This is a genomic window from Phytohabitans aurantiacus, assembly GCF_027923225.1.
Taxonomy (GTDB): Bacteria; Actinomycetota; Actinomycetes; order Mycobacteriales; family Micromonosporaceae; genus Phytohabitans; species Phytohabitans aurantiacus.
This window is the reverse complement of record NZ_BSDI01000013.1, coordinates 175,816-192,217: the sequence shown is the minus strand read 5'-3', so window position 1 is coordinate 192,217 and position 16,402 is coordinate 175,816. Positions and strand designations below refer to the sequence as shown.

The 16,402-nt window shown below is 70.0% G+C and carries 16 protein-coding genes; 10 read left to right on the top strand and 6 right to left on the bottom strand.

Annotated elements, in window-relative coordinates; translation table 11 throughout:
* Positions 1–8: 8 nt before the first annotated feature.
* Positions 9–1,130: a GuaB3 family IMP dehydrogenase-related protein gene (locus QMG73_RS16405; RefSeq protein WP_281896398.1), complete on the bottom strand. Its 1,122-nt coding sequence runs from the start codon at positions 1,128–1,130 to the stop codon at positions 9–11.
* A gap of 10 nt (positions 1,131–1,140) precedes the next feature.
* Complete coding sequence (gene guaB, locus QMG73_RS16400) at positions 1,141–2,634, bottom strand: IMP dehydrogenase (RefSeq protein ID WP_281896396.1); 1,494 nt, start codon at positions 2,632–2,634, stop codon at positions 1,141–1,143.
* A 101-nt stretch (positions 2,635–2,735) separates the two neighbouring features.
* On the opposite strand from guaB, the gene QMG73_RS16395 reads away from it, so the two are divergent.
* The gene (locus tag QMG73_RS16395; protein WP_281896394.1) at positions 2,736–3,131 is read left to right on the top strand and encodes a DUF5319 domain-containing protein; all 396 of its coding nucleotides are present in this window, start codon (positions 2,736–2,738) and stop codon (positions 3,129–3,131) included.
* 68 nt (positions 3,132–3,199) lie between these two features.
* Here QMG73_RS16395 and QMG73_RS16390 read toward each other — a convergent pair whose 3' ends face one another.
* Complete coding sequence (locus tag QMG73_RS16390; protein WP_281896392.1) at positions 3,200–4,066, bottom strand: response regulator transcription factor; 867 nt, start codon at positions 4,064–4,066, stop codon at positions 3,200–3,202.
* Positions 4,067–4,239: 173 nt separating this feature from the next.
* Here QMG73_RS16390 and QMG73_RS16385 point away from each other — a divergent pair, with 173 nt between their 5' ends.
* Complete coding sequence (locus tag QMG73_RS16385) at positions 4,240–4,644, top strand: WhiB family transcriptional regulator (protein WP_281896389.1); 405 nt, start codon at positions 4,240–4,242, stop codon at positions 4,642–4,644.
* Here QMG73_RS16385 and QMG73_RS16380 read toward each other — a convergent pair.
* The 3 genes from QMG73_RS16380 to groES form a co-directional block, all read right to left on the bottom strand.
* Positions 4,607–6,109: a molybdopterin-dependent oxidoreductase gene (locus QMG73_RS16380; protein ID WP_281896388.1), complete on the bottom strand. Its 1,503-nt coding sequence runs from the start codon at positions 6,107–6,109 to the stop codon at positions 4,607–4,609. The two genes, QMG73_RS16385 and QMG73_RS16380, sit on opposite strands and share 38 nt — an antisense overlap.
* Positions 6,110–6,186: 77 nt before the next feature.
* Positions 6,187–7,827, bottom strand: a complete 1,641-nt coding sequence (gene groL, locus QMG73_RS16375; protein WP_281896386.1) for a chaperonin GroEL — start codon at positions 7,825–7,827, stop codon at positions 6,187–6,189.
* Between the two features lie 69 nt (positions 7,828–7,896).
* Complete coding sequence (gene groES / locus QMG73_RS16370) at positions 7,897–8,211, bottom strand: co-chaperone GroES (RefSeq protein WP_121399825.1); 315 nt, start codon at positions 8,209–8,211, stop codon at positions 7,897–7,899.
* A gap of 268 nt (positions 8,212–8,479) precedes the next feature.
* On the opposite strand from groES, the gene QMG73_RS16365 reads away from it, so the two are divergent.
* The 8 genes from QMG73_RS16365 (at position 8,480) to QMG73_RS16330 (ending at position 16,212) form a co-directional block, all read left to right on the top strand.
* Complete coding sequence (locus QMG73_RS16365; RefSeq protein WP_281896384.1) at positions 8,480–8,671, top strand: DUF1918 domain-containing protein; 192 nt, start codon at positions 8,480–8,482, stop codon at positions 8,669–8,671.
* Positions 8,672–9,826, top strand: a complete 1,155-nt coding sequence (locus tag QMG73_RS16360) for a THUMP-like domain-containing protein (RefSeq protein WP_281896381.1) — start codon at positions 8,672–8,674, stop codon at positions 9,824–9,826. It begins immediately after the preceding gene.
* Positions 9,827–9,892: 66 nt separating this feature from the next.
* On the top strand, positions 9,893–11,119 hold the full coding sequence (gene wecB, locus QMG73_RS16355; protein ID WP_281896378.1) for a non-hydrolyzing UDP-N-acetylglucosamine 2-epimerase: 1,227 nt from the start codon (positions 9,893–9,895) through the stop codon (positions 11,117–11,119).
* Positions 11,083–11,559 carry a Cys-tRNA(Pro) deacylase gene (gene ybaK / locus QMG73_RS16350; protein WP_281896375.1) on the top strand — a complete coding sequence of 159 codons (477 nt, stop codon included), beginning with the start codon at positions 11,083–11,085 and terminating at the stop codon, positions 11,557–11,559. The genes wecB and ybaK overlap by 37 nt, the downstream gene beginning before the upstream one ends.
* A 222-nt stretch (positions 11,560–11,781) precedes the next feature.
* Positions 11,782–12,885 carry a sugar ABC transporter substrate-binding protein gene (locus QMG73_RS16345; protein ID WP_281896373.1) on the top strand — a complete coding sequence of 368 codons (1,104 nt, stop codon included), beginning with the start codon at positions 11,782–11,784 and terminating at the stop codon, positions 12,883–12,885.
* Positions 12,886–12,958: 73 nt separating this feature from the next.
* Positions 12,959–13,777, top strand: coding sequence for an ATP-binding cassette domain-containing protein (locus QMG73_RS16340; protein ID WP_281896370.1), 819 nt, complete (start codon positions 12,959–12,961; stop codon positions 13,775–13,777).
* The gene (locus QMG73_RS16335; protein ID WP_281896369.1) at positions 13,774–15,030 is read left to right on the top strand and encodes a sugar ABC transporter permease; all 1,257 of its coding nucleotides are present in this window, start codon (positions 13,774–13,776) and stop codon (positions 15,028–15,030) included. Before QMG73_RS16340 ends, QMG73_RS16335 begins: the two co-directional genes overlap by 4 nt.
* A gap of 3 nt (positions 15,031–15,033) precedes the next feature.
* Positions 15,034–16,212 (top strand): ROK family transcriptional regulator, encoded by a 1,179-nt coding sequence (locus QMG73_RS16330; protein ID WP_281896368.1) that lies wholly within the window; start codon positions 15,034–15,036, stop codon positions 16,210–16,212.
* Positions 16,213–16,402: the final 190 nt, after the last annotated feature.

Below are 16,402 nucleotides of genomic sequence, written 5' to 3'. Positions count from 1 at the left end.
GAGGGTACTTACCGATCGAGCACGAGCCCGACCCGCTGAAACTCCTTCAGATCGCGGTATCCGCACTTGGCCATCGCCCGCTTGAGCCCGCCGAACAGGTTGAGCTGGCCGTGCGGCTCGTCGGCCGGCCCGTACAGCACCCTCTCCATCGACCCCAGCGGGTCGTCGCCGGCGGTGCCGAACCCGCCACGCGGCAGCTTCGGGTGGCTCGCCGCCGAGTGCCACCACGCACCCTGCGCCGGCGCCTCGGCGGACAGCGACAGCGGCTCGCCCAGCATCACCGCGTCGGCGCCGCAGCCGAGAGCCTTCGCGATGTCGCCAGAGGTGGAGATGTCACCGTCGGCGATCAGGTGCACGTAGCGCCCACCGGTCTCGTCGAGGTAGTCGCGCCGAGCCGCGGCGGCGTCGGCGATCGCGGTGGCCATCGGCACCCGGATGCCCAGCACCGTGTCGGTGGTCGACCACTCGTCGCCGCCGATGCCGACGATGACCCCGGCGGCGCCGGTGCGCATCAGGTGCAGCGCCGTCTTGTAGTCGGTGCAGCCACCGGCGATCACCGGCAGGTCGAGGTCGGCGATGAACTCCTTGAGGTTGAGCGGCTCGTCGTTGGTCGAGACGTGCTCAGCCGAGACCAGCGTGCCCTGGATGACCAGGATGTCGACGCCGGCGTCGAGGATCACCGGGGCTAGCGCGAGGGTGTGCTGCGGCGAGACCCGCACGGCGACGGTGATGCCGCCCTCGCGCATCTGCCGCACCCGCTCGGCGATCAGCTCCGGGCGGATCGGCTCGGCGTAGACCTCCTGCAGCCGCCGCGTCGTGGGCGCGTCGTCGTCGAGCGAAGCCAGCTCGTCGAGCACCTTGACCGGGTCTTCGTAGCGGGTCCACAGGCCCTCGACGTTGAGCACGCCGAGGCCGCCCAACTGGCCGAGGGTCACGGCCGTCGCCGGGCTCATGGTCGCGTCTGAAGGGTGCGCGACGCAGGGGATCTGGAACTGGTACGCGTCGAGCTGCCAGGCCGTGGACACGTCGTCCACATCCCTGGTGCGCCGGCTCGGCACGATTGCTATGTCGTCAAGGTGGTAGCCGCGCTGCGCGGTCTTACCCAACCCGATCTCGACCACGTCTCGCACGCGGATTCTCCTATCGAGTGTGGTAGTTGGGCGCCTCGACGGTCATCTGGATGTCGTGGGGGTGGCTCTCCTTGAGCCCCGCCGCGGTGATCCGGATGAGCTTGCCGCGGCGGTGCATCTCGGGAATGGACTCCGCGCCGACGTATCCCATTGCGAGCCGTACCCCGCCGATGAGCTGGTGGGCGACGCGGGCGAGTGGGCCGCGGTACGGCACCTGACCCTCCACGCCCTCCGGCACCAGCTTCTCCTCGTTGGACACGTCGTCCTGGAAGTACCGGTCTTTGGAGTAGGAGCGGGCCTGCCCGCGCGACTGCATCGCGCCGAGCGACCCCATCCCCCGGTAGGCCTTGAACTGCTTGCCGTTGATGAACAGCAGGTCGCCGGGGCTCTCCTCGCAGCCCGCGAGCAGGCTGCCAAGCATGACCGTGCTCGCGCCTGCCACCAGCGCCTTCGCGATGTCGCCGCTGTACTGGATGCCACCGTCGGCGATCACCGGCACGCCGGCCGGACGGCAGGCCCGGGTCGCCTCCATCACGGCGGTGATCTGCGGCACCCCGACACCGGCCACCACGCGCGTGGTGCAGATCGCGCCCGGGCCGACACCGACCTTGACCGCGTCGGCACCGGCGTCGACGAGCGCCTTCGCCCCCGCGTACGTCGCGACGTTTCCGCCGATCACGTCGACGGTGGTGTCCTTCTTTACCCGGGCGACCATCTCCAGCACGGCCCGCTGGTGACCGTGCGCGGTGTCGACGACCAGGATGTCGACGCCGGCGTCGACCAGGGTGCGCGCCCGCTTGTAGGCGTCGTCGCCCACGCCCACGGCAGCCGCGACCCGCAGCCGGCCGGCGTCGTCCTTGGTCGCGTCCGGGTACTGCTCGCTCTTGGTGAAGTCCTTGACCGTGATGAGGCCGCGGAGCTTGCCCGCCTCGTCGACGATCGGCAGCTTCTCGACCTTGTGCTCGCGCAGCAGGGCCAGCGCGCCGTCTTTCGACACCCCGACCGGGGCGGTGACCAGCGGCATGCGGGTCATGATGTCGCGCACCGGCGTGCCGCCGTCGGTGACGAACCGCATGTCACGGTTGGTGACGATGCCGACCAGAGTGCCGGAAGCGTCGGTGACGGGCACGCCGGAGATCCGGTATCGGGCGCAGAGGGCGTCGACGTCACGCATGGTGTCGTCGGGGCTGCACGTGATCGGGTTGGTCACCATGCCCGCTTCGGAGCGCTTGACCTGGTCGACCTGCAGCGCCTGGTCGTCGATCGAGAGGTTGCGGTGCAGCACGCCGAGGCCGCCGATGCGAGCCATCGCGATCGCCATCCGCGCCTCGGTCACCGTGTCCATCGGGCTCGACAGCAACGGCAGCGCGACCCGGACATTCCGGCTCACCTGCGTCACGGTGTTGACCCGGCTCGGGATCACCTCTGACTCGGCTGGCTGGAGCAGCACGTCGTCGAAGGTCAGGCCGATCGGCACGGTCTCGAAGCTGGGCGCATTCTCCACAGTTGATCCCCTCGGTGGCGCGATGGTTCATCCTACCGGGACGCCAGTTCACGTCGGGTTCAGGTCGGCGCGGAGAGCGGGGTAACGACTACGGTGGAGGGGTGCAAGACGAGCCGATCGACCCGTTCAGCGGAGACCCCGCTGACCCGTCCGCCGGGCTGGACGACCTCGGTGAGGATGGCCAGCTCGACCCGCTGTCCGACACCGAGCGGCAGGACGTGCTGGAGGATCTGGCCGACCTCGAGATCTACCAGGCGCTGCTGAGCCCCATCGGGGTCCGTGGCCTGGTCATCGAGTGCGAAGACTGTCACGAGCCGCACTACTTCGATTGGGATCTGCTCCGGGGCAATCTGCGGCACCTGCTCAGCTCCGGGCGGCCCCGGGTCCACGAGCCGGCATACGACCCGGACCCGGATCACTACGTGACGTGGGAGTACGCCCGCGGCTACGCCGACGGCGTCCACGACACGCTGTCCGACGAATCCGACGACGCCTAAACCCTTGTGATCAGGGCGTCCCTGAAGTCGTTCTAACGACTTCAGGGACGCCCTGATCACTAAGAGAACTAGGCGACCAGGCCGGCGCGGAAGCCTGCCGCTACCGCGTGGGCCCGGTCGCGGGCGCCCAGCTTGCGGAACAAGCGGCGGGCGTGCGTCTTCACCGTGTCCTCCGAGACGAAGAGCTCGCGCCCGATCTCGGCGTTGCTCTTGCCGTCGGCCATTCCGCGCAGCACCTGCAGCTCCCGTTCGGTCAGCGCCATCCGGCGGGCCACCGCGTCGGTGCGGTCGCCGTTTCGCTGGCCCGGGCGCCAGGCGGGACCGGCGTTGGGACCGGGCACCGTGGGGCGGTTGGGGCTCAGCTCAGGCTGGTCGCGTTGCGCGGGTACCACCGACGGGCCGTGGGGGCCCTGCGGAGTGTGCGGGCCGTGGGGTCCGGGTGGCCCGGCCGACGGCGCCGGGCGGGGCGTCGTGGCGACCGCCGGCAGGCCGTTGGACGGGCCGCCGGGCGTTTCGCGGGGCACGGGCGCCGCTGACGCCGTACGCCCCACCCCGCCCGGGGACGAGCGGTCGGGCAGGCACAGCAGCAGCGCCTTGGCGACCACGCTGACCAGATCGTGGTCGCCGCCGCGGAGTACGCCCCGGGCGCCGGCCGCGATCACCGCTGCGGACACCCGTGGATCTTCGGCGCCGAACAGGATGAGGATCGCGCTGGGCGCTCGAACTAGTACCCGGCGAGTGAATCCCACGCTGTCCCGCCGGGTCAGCGCGGTGTCGGCGAGCACAATATCCGCAGGCCGTTCGGCGAGCCGGAGAAGCGCTTCGGTCTCGGTCACGGCGGTGCGTACGGCGCCGCTCAGACCGAGCCGAGCCGCGGCTGCCGCCACGGTCTGCGCGGCGAGCGGTGTCCGGACGCACACGAGGACGGTTCGCACAGTCATCCTCCTCAAAATCCTCTGAGGAGGAGACCACGCAACCAAGTGATCATTACGGTCTTTTGGCGCTAAAGAAGTTGAAACTTCCCGACAGTTCTCATCGAGGCCGTCGCTCGTTGTTTCCTCTCCGACATGACCGGGTACGAGGGCTGCGAGTCGGGAGGAGGGGCGCAGTGGCCAACGTGAGCAGACTGCCTGGGCCCATCGCGGATATCTGGGATTGGCAACTGCTTGGCGCCTGTCGAGGTCGGGACAGCGCCCAGTTCTTCCACCCTGATGGTGAGCGGGGAACCACCCGCAACAAGCGCGAGGCGAAGGCCAAGGGGGTGTGCGGCGCCTGCCCGGTACGGGCCGAGTGCGCGGCGCACGCCCTGTCCGTACGGGAGCCGTACGGCGTGTGGGGCGGCTTCAGCGAGTCCGAACGGCTGCGGCTGCTCGCGGTGGGCTGGGAAGACCTGGCCAACCGGTACCGCACGCGGGTCGACATCGAGCGCCTGGAGGCCCGGCTCGGCAAGCCGCACAAGTCGGTGCCAGCAGCCGCTATTCCACCTCAACGTCGACAGAGTGCCACCCGGTAGCACCGTCGGGGTCGGGTGGCCGCTGCTCCTCCGGCTGCACCGCGCCCTCGGTGTCGGTGGCGCGTACCTGGAGCGTGTGCTCGCCCCGGGTCGCCTGCCACTGCCATGACCACTGCACCCAGGTGTCGATCGAGACGGTGCGGGCCAGCGTGGCCGCCTGCCAGGGCCCACCGTCGACTCGTACCTCCACCTTGGCGATGCCTCGGTGCTGCGCCCACGCCACACCGGCGACGGCGACCGGCCCGGCGACGAGGTTGTTCCGCCCGCGCGGCGTGTCGATGCGGGACTGGGTCTTGATGGGTGCCTGGGCCGCCCAGCCGCGCGGGACCCAGTACGCGTCGAAGTCGGCGAAGCTGGTCAGCTCCAGCTCGGTGACCCACTTGCAGGCTGACACGTACCCGTAGAGGCCCGGCACGACCACGCGCACCGGGAATCCGTGCTCGACCGGCAGCGGCTCGCCGTTCATGCCGACGGCGAGCATGGCGTCGCGCCCGTCGCGCAGCACGGCCGTGGGCGTGCCGCACGTCCAGCCGTCCGCGGACCGGCCCACGACCTGGTCGGCGCCGTCGAGCGGCTCGACCTCGTCGAGCAGGTCCTTCAGCGGTACGCCCAGCCAGCGCGCGTTGCCGATGAGGTCGCCGCCCACCTCGTTCGAGACGCACGCCAGCGTGACGTACCGCTCGATCATGGGTCGCGCGAGGAGCTGCTCGAACGTCAGCGTCATGGGCCTGCGCACCCGTCCATGGATCTTCAGCTGCCAGTCGACCGGGTCGACCTGCGGCACGACGAGCGCGGTGTCGATGCGGTAGAACGCGGAGTTCGAGGTGACGTACGGGGCGAGCTGGGTCAGCGACAGGTCGGCGCCGGCGGGCACAGCCGGTGCGGGGCTGGCCGGCGTTGGCAGTACGACGGCGTTTCGGGCTTCCGACACGCTGCGGCGGGTGGCGAGCCACCGCCCGCCGAACCCGCTGACCGCCGCCGCGCCCACGGCCAGCGCGACGCCGGTGAGCAGCCGCCGCCGGTCGACCTCGTGCTCGCCCACGTCGGGCAGCTCGATCAGCGCCCACAGGACCCCGCCAGCGACCAGCGCGCCGAGCAGCGAGGGCAGGGCCGCTGCGGGGCCGGCGTCCGGCCGGGTCAGCGCGGCGGCGACCCCGATCAGCCCGAACGCGGCGATGCCGGCGACGCCGTACCAGAAGCTGCGCAGCGCGAGGATCCCGATGGCCGCGGCGAACGCGGCGAGCAGCACGACGGTGCCGGAGAGTAGCGCGGTCTTGTCGTGTACGCCGAAGGTGTCGATGGCGAACTGCTTGAGCGGCTCGGGCACGTGGTCGACGACCACGCCGCCCACCGCCACGAGAGGCGCGCTCCGTGCGCCGGTGAACACGGCAATGACCTCGGCTACTCCGAGTGCGACAGCGGCCGCGCCGACGCCGATCAGCCCGCCACGTATCGAGTCCCGCATAAACGCAAGTCTCCCGCACCTTCGGGGTGGACCCGATGGTGCGGGAGACTACGTAAGAAACCGGTTAGACAGTGCGTCTAGAAACCGGGGCCGTGCTGGTGGCCGTGACCGTGGCCGTGGCCACCCGCCGGGGCGGGCTCGGCCTTCTCCGGCTTCTCCACGATGAGGCTCTCCGTGGTGAGCAGGAGACCGGCGATCGACGCGGCGTTGGTGACGGCGTTACGCGTCACCTTGACCGGGTCGATGATGCCGGAGCCGGCCAGGTCGACGTAGTCGCCGATCGCGGCGTCGAGGCCGGTGCCCCAGGCCGCTTCGCGCACCTTCTCGACCACGACGTAGCCGTCGTGACCGGCGTTCTGCGCGATCCACCGCAGCGGCTCGACGAGCGCCTTGCGGACGATCGAGACGCCAACCGCCTCGTCGCCCTTGAGGCCCAGGTCGCCGTCCAGCACCGGGAGGATCTGCGCCAGCGCGGCGCCACCGCCAGGGACGGTGCCCTCTTCGACCGCGGCCTTGGTGGCCGAGATCGCGTCTTCGATGCGGTGCTTGCGCTCCTTCAGCTCCACCTCGGTGGCGCCGCCGGCCTTGACGACCGCGATACCGCCGGAGATCTTGGCGAGCCGCTCCTGGAGCTTTTCGCGGTCCCAGTCGGAGTCGCTGGCCTCGATCTCCTTGCGGAGCTGAGCGACGCGGTCGGCGACCTCGTCGTCGCGACCGGCACCCTCGACGATGGTGGTGTTGTCCTTGTCGACGACGATCCGCCGCGCCTGGCCCAGCACCTCGAGGCCGACGCCGTCGAGCTTGTAGCCGAGCTCGGGCGCCACGACCGCGCCACCCGTGAGGATGGCGATGTCCTGGAGCATGGCCTTGCGCCGGTCACCGAAGCCGGGCGCCTTGACCGCGCAGACCTTGAACGTCTTGCGGATCGCGTTGACCACGAGCGTGGACAGCGCCTGACCCTCGACGTCTTCCGCGATGATCAGCAGCGGCTTGCTGGCCTGGAGCACCTTCTCCAGCAGCGGCAGGAGCTCTTCGACCGCGGAGATCTTCTGCGTCGTGACGAGCACGTACGCGTCTTCGAGCACCGCTTCCTGGCTGTCCAGGTCGGTGACGAAGTGGGGGGAGATGAAGCCCTTGTCGAACTGGAGACCCTCGGTGACTTCCAGCTCTGTCGCGAGAGTGGAGCCCTCTTCGACGGTGATGACGCCGTCGCGGCCGACCTTCTCCATCGCCTCGGCGATCAGGTCGCCGATGGTGGCGTCCTGTGCCGAGATGGTGGCGACGTGGGCGATGGACCGCTTGTCGGCGACCTCGACCGCCTTCTCCAGCAGGGCCTCGGAGACGGCCTGGGCGGCCGCGTCGATGCCCCGCTTGAGACCGGCCGGGTTGGCGCCAGCGGTCACGTTGCGCAGGCCCTCGCGGACCATGGCCTGGGCGAGCACGGTCGCGGTGGTGGTCCCGTCACCGGCGACGTCGTTGGTCTTCGTCGCCACCTCCTTGACGAGCTGCGCGCCAAGGTTCTCGTACGGGTTGGAGAGCTCGATCTCCTTGGCGATCGTCACGCCGTCGTTGGTGATCGTGGGGGCGCCGAACTTCTTGTCCAGTACGACGTTGCGCCCGCGCGGGCCGAGAGTGACCTTGACCGCGTCCGCGAGCCGGTTGACGCCGTGCTCCAGCAGGTGCCGGGCGTCATCCGAGAAACTCAGGATCTTAGCCATGAATATCCCTTCAAGCGGCACCGCCCCGGACCACGAATGCGGCCCGGGGCGATGTCAGCGTTCAGTCAGTCACTTCTCGATGACCGCGAGGACGTCGCGGGCGGAGAGCACCAGGTACTCCTCGCCGGCGTACTTGACCTCGGTGCCGCCGTACTTCGAGTAAATAACCGTGTCGCCGACGCTGACGTCAACCGGGATGCGGTTGCCCTTGTCGTCGATACGGCCCGGGCCGACAGCGAGGACGGTGCCCTCCTGCGGCTTCTCCTTGGCGGTGTCGGGGATCACGATGCCCGACGCCGTGGTGGTCTCAGCCTCGTTCGCCTGGACCAGAATGCGGTCCTCGAGCGGCTTGATCGCAACCTTGGTCGCGGTAGTCACGGGCATACCCTCCTGGGGTACTTGTTGGTTGCCGGCCATATTCATTTCAGCCAGCGTCAATCGCTGCCTCATGCCACCGGGCGATGCCGTCGTCGCGGGTGCCGGCGTGCCCGAAAGCTAGCACCCTCGACACGAGAGTGCTAACCGAAGGTTATGCCGGCTGCTAGCACTCCGTCAAGGAGAGTGCCAGCACGACACGATCCGATGGCGGCGCGGGGTGATTTACGGCATTGTCAGGGGAAGCACCTGCCCGCCCAACCGCGGAGGCGAAGACATGCACGCCACAGTCGGAGACCGCTTGCACGTGCACAGCAACACGGTTGGCGCCCACGACCGGATCGCCGAGATCGTCGAGGTGCGTGGCGCCGAGGGGCATCCGCCCTACCTCGTCCGGTTCCCGGACGGACACGAGAGTCTGGTGTACCCCGGTCCCGACAGCGTGATCGAGCACAGCCAGACTCAATAGGTGATCGACGCGCTCCGTACCCCCGAAGGGGAAAGGGCGCTCGCGACGGCGGCGGAGCTGGCCGGCGGCGACCCACTGGCGGCGGCGGCCACGCTCCGCACTCGCGGCGTGCCCGCCGACCTGGCCTCCGCCGCGCTCACCCAGGCCGAGTTGCGCCACCGCGCGACCGGCAAGTTCGGCGCCGACGCCGCGCGCATGTTCTTCACCCGCGCGGGCCTCGAACAGGCCACGCGCGCCATCGTCTCCGGGCGCCGCGCGGCGCGGTTGCGCGCCGCCGGGGTGCGCACCCTCGCGGACCTCGGTTGCGGCATCGGCGCGGACGCGATCGCCGCCGCCCGTGCCGGCATCAAGGTGTACGCCGTGGAAGCCGACCCCGGCACCGCGGGCGTGGCCGCCGCCAACGCCGCCGCTCTTGAGCTCGCCGACCTGACGGTGACCTGCGCCGACGCGACGTCCGTCGACCTGACCGGCTTCGACGCGGTGTTCTGCGACCCGGCCCGGCGCAAGGGTGGCCGCCGCGTGTTCGACCCGGCCGCCTACTCGCCGCCCTGGGACTTCGTGGCCGCCCTGCCCGGGCGCGTGCCGCACGTGGTGCTCAAGCTGGCGCCCGGCATCGACCACTCGCTCGTGCCGCCCGGCGCCGAGGCGGAATGGGTCAGCGTCGCTGGTGAGGTGGTCGAGGCGGCCTTCTGGTGCGGCCCGCTCGCCGAGGTGCCCCGCCGGGCCACCCTCCTGCCTTCCGGTGCCGTGCTCACCGGTACCGGTGACGAGCGGGCACCGGTCGGGCCGGTGCGCCGGTACCTGTACGACCCGGACGGGGCGGTGGTGCGCTCCCATCTGGTGGCCGAGTTCGCCTCCACAGTGGACGGCACGCTCGCCGATCCGGACATCGCGTACGTGTACACCGACACCGCGATCGACACCCCATACGCGCGGCGGCTGGCGGTACAGGACGAGGTGCCGTTCTCGCTCAAGCGGTTGCGGGCCCTGCTGCGCGATCGCGGCGTCGGCCGGCTCGAGATCCTCAAACGCGGCTCCGCCCTCGATCCCGAGCAGCTTCGCCGCGACCTGCGGCTGACCGGGCCCAATTCGGCGACGGTCGTCCTGACCCGGGTGGCCGGGCGCCCGACCTCTCTGGTCTGTACGCCCGACTGACACAGAGCGTCACGGATCATAAACTTTCGGTTGTTATACGCAAATCCCCTGAAATGGGGTAAGCCTATGCACTCCGTGATGGTCATCTTCGGTACCCGCCCCGAGGCGATCAAGGTCGCGCCACTGATCCAACGGCTGGCCGGTGATCCGCGCATCCACTGCCTGCCGGTGAGCACCGCGCAGCACCGTTTCATGCTCGATCAGGTGCTGGACCACTTCGACATCAACCCGGTCGCCGACCTGGGCGTGATGCGGCACGGCGCCAGCCTCACCGAGATCACCGTGCTCGCGCTGGCGGGACTGGAGTCCATATTGGACGTCCGCGAGCCGGATGCCGTGCTGGTACAGGGCGGTGCCACGAGCGCGTTCGCGGGGGCGCTCGCCGCCTTCTACCACCGCACCCCGGTCGTGCACCTGGAGGCGGGACTGCGCACCAACACCATCGACTCGCCGTACCCGGAAGAGGGCAACCGGCGCGTCATCGACCAACTCGCGGCGCTGCGCCTGGCACCCACGCCGCTCGCCGCCCGAAACCTGCTCGGCGAGGGCGCCAGCGGTGACAGCGTCGTGGTCACTGGCAACACGGTGATCGACGCTCTGCAGTGGACGGTGCGGCACGCGACCCGGTACCAGGACGCGCGGCTCGCGGCACTCGACCGCGACCCGCGCCGCGTGGTGCTCGTGACCGCGCACCGCCGCGAGTCGTGGGGCGCCCCGATGCGCGAGGTGGCCGCCGCGCTCGCGGAAATCGCAGCCGCCGAACCGGACGTCCTGCTCGTACTGCCGGCACACTGCAACCCGGTCGTGCGCGCGGCTCTCCTGCCGGCGCTCGACGGACTGCCGAACGTGCACCTCACCGACCCGATCGGGTACGCCGACTTCTGCCGCCTGATGAACCGGAGCCACCTGGTGCTGACCGACTCGGGCGGCATACAGGAGGAGGCGCCGAGCCTCGGCAAGCCGGTACTGGTCATGCGCGACACCACCGAGCGGCCCGAGGGGGTGGCGGCGGGCACCGCGCGGCTCGTCGGGACCGATCGGGAACGCATCGTGGCGGAGACCCGGAAACTGCTGCACGACGACGGGGAGCACGCACGGATGGCGCGGGCGGTGTCCCCGTACGGCGATGGCCGGGCCGCCGAGCGAGCGGTCGCCGCACTGCTGCACCTGTTCGGGGAGGGCCCGCCGGTGGGCTCCTTTCCGGGACACCTGTCTCCGCGTCTTCCCCGTACCCGCCCGCGCCGTAGGGTCAGGGCATGGCAGGGCAGGGAACCCCGGCGACGTCGCTCCTGACGAAGCAGAAGGTGGCGCACACGACCCACCCGTACACGGTGTCTCCCGACTCCCCCAACTACGGCGCGGAGGTGGCGGCCGCGCTGGGCGTCCCCGCCGAGCAGGTCTTCAAGACCCTTGTCACCGAGGTCGACGGCGCCCTGACCGTCGCCGTCGTACCGGTCACCGGCGACCTGGACCTGAAGGCGCTCGCGGCTGCCGCGGGTGGCAAGCGGGCGACCATGGCCGACCGTGCGGTGGCCGAGCGCACCACCGGGTACGTGCGCGGCGGCATCAGCCCGCTCGGCCAGCGCAAGCGTCTTCGCACCGTCATCGACGCGTCGGCGGAGAGCCTCGACGCGGTGTACGTCTCCGCGGGCCGCCGTGGCCTGCAGGTGCGCTTGGCGCCCGCCGACCTGGTCCGCCTCACCGGCGCGACCGTGGCAACGATCGCGCTTTAACTTTCCGCACATCTTCGCCCGCGATCGGGATTAATGTCCTAGATCGAGGGAATTGGCGCGACGGACGGTTAGATGTCGATCACGTTGCAGAATTGTTATCGCCGCCAACAAACTCGCGGCTTCGATGCCCTTGTGCGGACGCATCCGCCCGCAATACGTTGCCGGGCACAACAAAACAACCTGACACCCACCTTTGACCCCACCATCGAAAGGACCCGAGCGATGCGCAAAGGGATCCTCTCCATCGCCGCCGCTGGCCTGATGATCACCGGCACCCTCGCCGCCTGCGGCGACGACTCGGGAAGCGGTGACAGCGGAAGCGGCACGGACACCAAGACGGCGAAGATCGGCGTCATCCTGCCCGACAGCGCCTCGTCTGCCCGTTGGGAGACGGCCGACCGGAAGTACCTCGAAGAGGCGTTCAAGGCCGCCGGCGTGCAGTACGACATCCAGAACGCGCAGGGCGACAAGACCCAGTTCCAGACCATCGCCGACCAGATGATCACCAGCGGCGTCAACGTCCTGATGATCGTGAACCTGGACTCCGGTACCGGCAAGGCGGTGCTCGACAAGGCGAAGTCGCAGGGCGTCGCCACGATCGACTACGACCGGCTGACCCTGGGTGGCTCCGCCCAGTACTACGTCAGCTTCGACAACGTGGCGGTCGGCAAGCTCCAGGGTGAGGGCCTCGTGCAGTGCCTCACCACCATGAACAAGCAGAAGCCGGTCGTCGCCGAGCTCAACGGCTCGCAGACCGACAACAACGCCACCCTCTTCAAGGAGGGCTACGACTCGGTACTCAAGCCCAAGTACACCTCGGGCGACTACGTACAGGGTCCGGACCAGTGGGTGCCCGACTGGGACAACGCCCAGGCCGGCACGATCTTCGAGCAGATGCTGACCGAGAAGAGCGGCAAGATCGACGGCGTGCTCGCGGCGAACGACGGCCTCGGCAACGCGGTCATCTCCGTGCTGAAGAAGAACAACCTCAACGGCAAGGTGCCGGTGACCGGCCAGGACGCCACCGTCCAGGGCCTGCAGAACATCCTCGCCGGTGACCAGTGCATGACCGTCTACAAGGCGATCAAGCAGGAGGCCGACGCGGCCGCCGACCTGGCGATCGGGCTCGCCAAGGGCGAGAAGAAGGACACCACGCAGACCGTCAAGGACCCCGACGGCAACCGCGACGTGCCCTCCGTGCTGCTCACGCCCAAGGCGATCACCAAGGAGACCGTCAAGGACGTCGTCGCCGACGGCTTCGTGACAAAGGCCGAACTGTGCACCGGCAACTTCGCCACCCTGTGCACGCAGGCGGGCGTCAGCTAGAAAGACGCCACGGTGCGCCGCCCGGCCCAACCGCCGGGCGGCGCCCAGGCGCACATGGCGAAGGAGAGCACTCGTGTCCGTCACCCCACTGCTGGAGGCGCGCGGGATCGACAAGCGCTTCGGTCCCGTCCAGGTCCTGAAAGATGTCGACCTCACCGTCACGCCCGGCGAGGTGACCGCGCTGGTCGGCGACAACGGCGCCGGCAAGTCCACACTCGTCAAGTGCATCAGCGGGATCTACCCGATCGACGCGGGCGAGTTCCTCTTCGACGGCCAGCCGGTGACCATCCACGGCCCGCGTGACGCGGCCGGCCTGGGCATCGAGGTCGTGTACCAGGATCTGGCGCTGTGCGACAACCTCGACATCGTCCAGAACATGTTCCTCGGGCGCGAGCGGCGCTCCGGCCTGGTGCTCGACGAGCCCACCATGGAGCAGATGGCGGCGGAGACGCTGGCCGGCCTCTCGGTGCGCACCGTCAAGTCGCTGCGCCAGCACGTCTCCAGCCTCTCCGGCGGGCAGCGGCAGACCGTCGCGATCGCCAAGGCGGTGCTGTGGAACAGCAAGGTGGTGATCCTCGACGAGCCGACCGCCGCGCTCGGCGTGGCACAGACCGCCCAGGTGCTCGAACTGGTCCGGCGGCTGGCCGACAGGGGCCTCGCCGTCGTGCTGATCTCGCACAACATGAACGACGTATTCGCGGTGTCCGACCGCATCGCCGCGCTGTACCTCGGCCAGATGGTGGCCCAGGTCAAGACCACCGACGTGACGCACGCGCAGGTCGTCGAGCTGATCACGGCGGGGCGCAGCGGTGACCTCGGCCTGGCGGCTGAGAAGATCGACAACGGGGTCGAGTACGCCGACACCCTCACGACCCCGGGAGCCGAGCAATGACCACCACCGCGCATCACATCGAGCCGGTCGCCGTGGCACCCAAACCGACGGTCGGCAGCCACATCCGCGACTATCTGAGCCGGGTAGGCGGCGGTGACCTCGGGGCACTTCCGGCGGTACTCGGTCTGATCGTGCTCTGCGTGTTCTTCGCGATCATGAAGCCGGTCTTCTTCTCCGCGGGCAACTTCGCGAACCTCTTCACGCAGGGCGCGGCGGTCACCATCATCGCGATGGGCCTGATCTTCGTACTGCTGCTCGGCGAGATCGACCTCTCGGCGGGCTTCGCGAGCGGGGTGTGCGCCGCCATCCTGGCCCAGCTCATGGCCGAGCAGGGAGCACCCTGGTACCTCGCCGTCCTCGCCGCGATCGTGACCGGTGTCGTGATCGGCCTGGTGCTCGGGTTCCTCGTGGCGAAAGTCGGCATCCCGTCGTTCGTGGTGACGCTGGCCGGATTCCTCGCCTTCCAGGGCACCGTGCTGTTGCTGATCAAGGGCGGCACGAACGTCTCCATCCGCGACGACGTCATCCTCGCGATCGCCAACAAGAACATCGTCCCGTGGCTCGGCTGGGTGCTCACGATCATCGGCATCGCCGGGTACGCCGCCGTGGTGCTCCTCAGCCGCCGCCGGCGAGCCGCGCGCGGGTTGGTCACCGAGCCGCTCGCGGTAGCCGTCGGCCGGATCGCGGCGCTGGCCGTCATCCTCGGCATCGCGGTCTTCGTGCTCAACCAGGAGCGCAGCCGCAACGTCGTGGTGGTCTCGCTCAAGGGCGTGCCGATCGTCGTACCGATCATCGCCGCCCTGCTGATCATCTGGACGTTCATCCTGCGGCGTACCGCGTACGGCCGGCACATCTACGCCGTCGGCGGCAACCGTGAAGCGGCCCGCCGGGCGGGCATCAGCGTCGACCGCATCCGCATCTCGGTGTTCGTCATCTGCTCCGGCATGGCCGCGATCGGGGGCATCGTCGCCGCCAGCCGAGCCAACTCCGTCGACGCCAACACCGGCGGCAGCAACGTGCTGCTGTACGCGGTCGGTGCGGCGGTCATCGGCGGCACGAGCCTCTTCGGCGGCAAGGGCCGGGTACTCGACGCGCTGCTCGGCGGCGCGGTGATCGCGGTCATCGACAACGGGATGGGCCTGATGGGGCTCAGCTCCGGCCAGAAGTTCGTGTTCACCGGCGTGGTGCTGCTGCTGGCGGCGGGCGTCGACGCACTGTCCAGGCGCCGAGCGGCGGCAACCGGTACGCGATAAGCGATGCGCATCGGACCGAGTCAAGAGGAGGTTCGCCGGCAGAACCTCGGCGCTCTGCTCCGGTACGTGCACATCCATGGACCGACGTCGCGCGCCGAACTGACGTCGGAGCTGGGACTGAACCGCAGCACCATCGGCGCGCTGACCGCGGACCTCGCGGGCGCGGGCCTGGTGACCGAGGCGGCGCCCCGAGAAACCGGGCGGGCCGGGCGGCCTTCATTGGTCGTCCGGCCCGAGTCGTCGCGGGTCTACGCGTACGCGTTCAGCATCGAGGTCGACCAGATCCGCGCCGCCCGCGTCGGGCTCGGCGGCCAGGTGCTCGACCTGCGCGTCGACGAGCGCCCGCACGGGCTGGCGGCGACCGACGCCGTGCCTCTGCTGGCCGAGTTCGTCAAGGAACTGCACCACTCGGTGCCCGACGATGCCCTCTACGTCGGCAGTGGCGTCTCCGTGTGCCGGATGATGCGCCGGGACGACGGACTCCCCCGGCTGACCTTCACCACCGAGCAGATCGCGGCCCCGCTCTCCGCCGCGCTGGCCACCGAGCTGGGCGTGGAGCGCCCGGTCGTCGCCGGCAACGCGGGCGACGTCGCGGCCCTGGCGGAGCACGCCCGGGGCACGGCGGTCGGCTGCGACAACGTCATCTACCTGCACCGCGACGCCGGAGTCGACGCCGGCATCATCGTCGGTGGCCGGCGACTCAGCGGCCACGCCGGCCAGGGCGGGCAGGTCGGCCACATGGTCGTACAGCCGAACGGCCGGCCGTGCAGCTGCGGCTCGCGCGGGTGCTGGGAGACGGAGATCGGCGAGTACGCGCTGCTCAAGGCCGCCGGACGAGACCCCTCGACGCGTACTGCCGGCATGCTCACCGTCGTCGACGCCGCCTCGCGGGGGGATGCCAGCGCTCAGGCCGCGGTACGCCAGGTGGGCGACTGGCTCGGCTTCGGCGTCGCCAACCTGGTCAACGTCTTCAACCCGGAGATGGTCATCTTCGGCGGTACGCTCCGCGAGCTGTACCTAGCGGCGGCGGCCCAGGTACGCAGCCGCCTCAACTCGATGGCGCTCCCCGCCGCCCGCGAACGCGTCCGCCTCCGAACCCCCCAGCTGGGCGAAGACGCCGCCTTGATAGGCGCCGCCGAGCTCGCCTTCGAACAACTCCTAGCCGACCCCCTCTCAACCTAACCCCACCCCACCGCGCCGCGCGGTCGCGCCCCGCGCGGCCGCGCCCCGCGCGCCGGCGGCGCCCGCGCCCCGCCCCGCGCGCGCCCCGCCGCGGCGCCCTCTCCCCGCCGATCAAGGGCGAATGCACGTGGTTCGATCTCATTTCCGCGTGCATTCGCCCTTGATCCATGCGAATGCCCTTGATCGGCGC

Bases quoted from the DNA above. Each gene is read 5' to 3' on its own strand.
- QMG73_RS16380 (WP_281896388.1), bottom strand. From the start codon at position 6,109: ATGCGGGACTCGATACGTGGCGGGCTGATCGGCGTCGGCGCGGCCGCT.
- groL (WP_281896386.1), bottom strand. From the start codon at position 7,827: ATGGCTAAGATCCTGAGTTTCTCGGATGACGCCCGGCACCTGCTGGAG.
- groES (WP_121399825.1), bottom strand. From the start codon at position 8,211: ATGCCCGTGACTACCGCGACCAAGGTTGCGATCAAGCCGCTCGAGGAC.
- QMG73_RS16365 (WP_281896384.1), top strand. From the start codon at position 8,480: ATGCACGCCACAGTCGGAGACCGCTTGCACGTGCACAGCAACACGGTT.
- wecB (WP_281896378.1), top strand. From the start codon at position 9,893: ATGCACTCCGTGATGGTCATCTTCGGTACCCGCCCCGAGGCGATCAAG.
- ybaK (WP_281896375.1), top strand. From the start codon at position 11,083: ATGGCAGGGCAGGGAACCCCGGCGACGTCGCTCCTGACGAAGCAGAAG.
- QMG73_RS16345 (WP_281896373.1), top strand. From the start codon at position 11,782: ATGCGCAAAGGGATCCTCTCCATCGCCGCCGCTGGCCTGATGATCACC.
- QMG73_RS16335 (WP_281896369.1), top strand. From the start codon at position 13,774: ATGACCACCACCGCGCATCACATCGAGCCGGTCGCCGTGGCACCCAAA.
- QMG73_RS16330 (WP_281896368.1), top strand. From the start codon at position 15,034: ATGCGCATCGGACCGAGTCAAGAGGAGGTTCGCCGGCAGAACCTCGGC.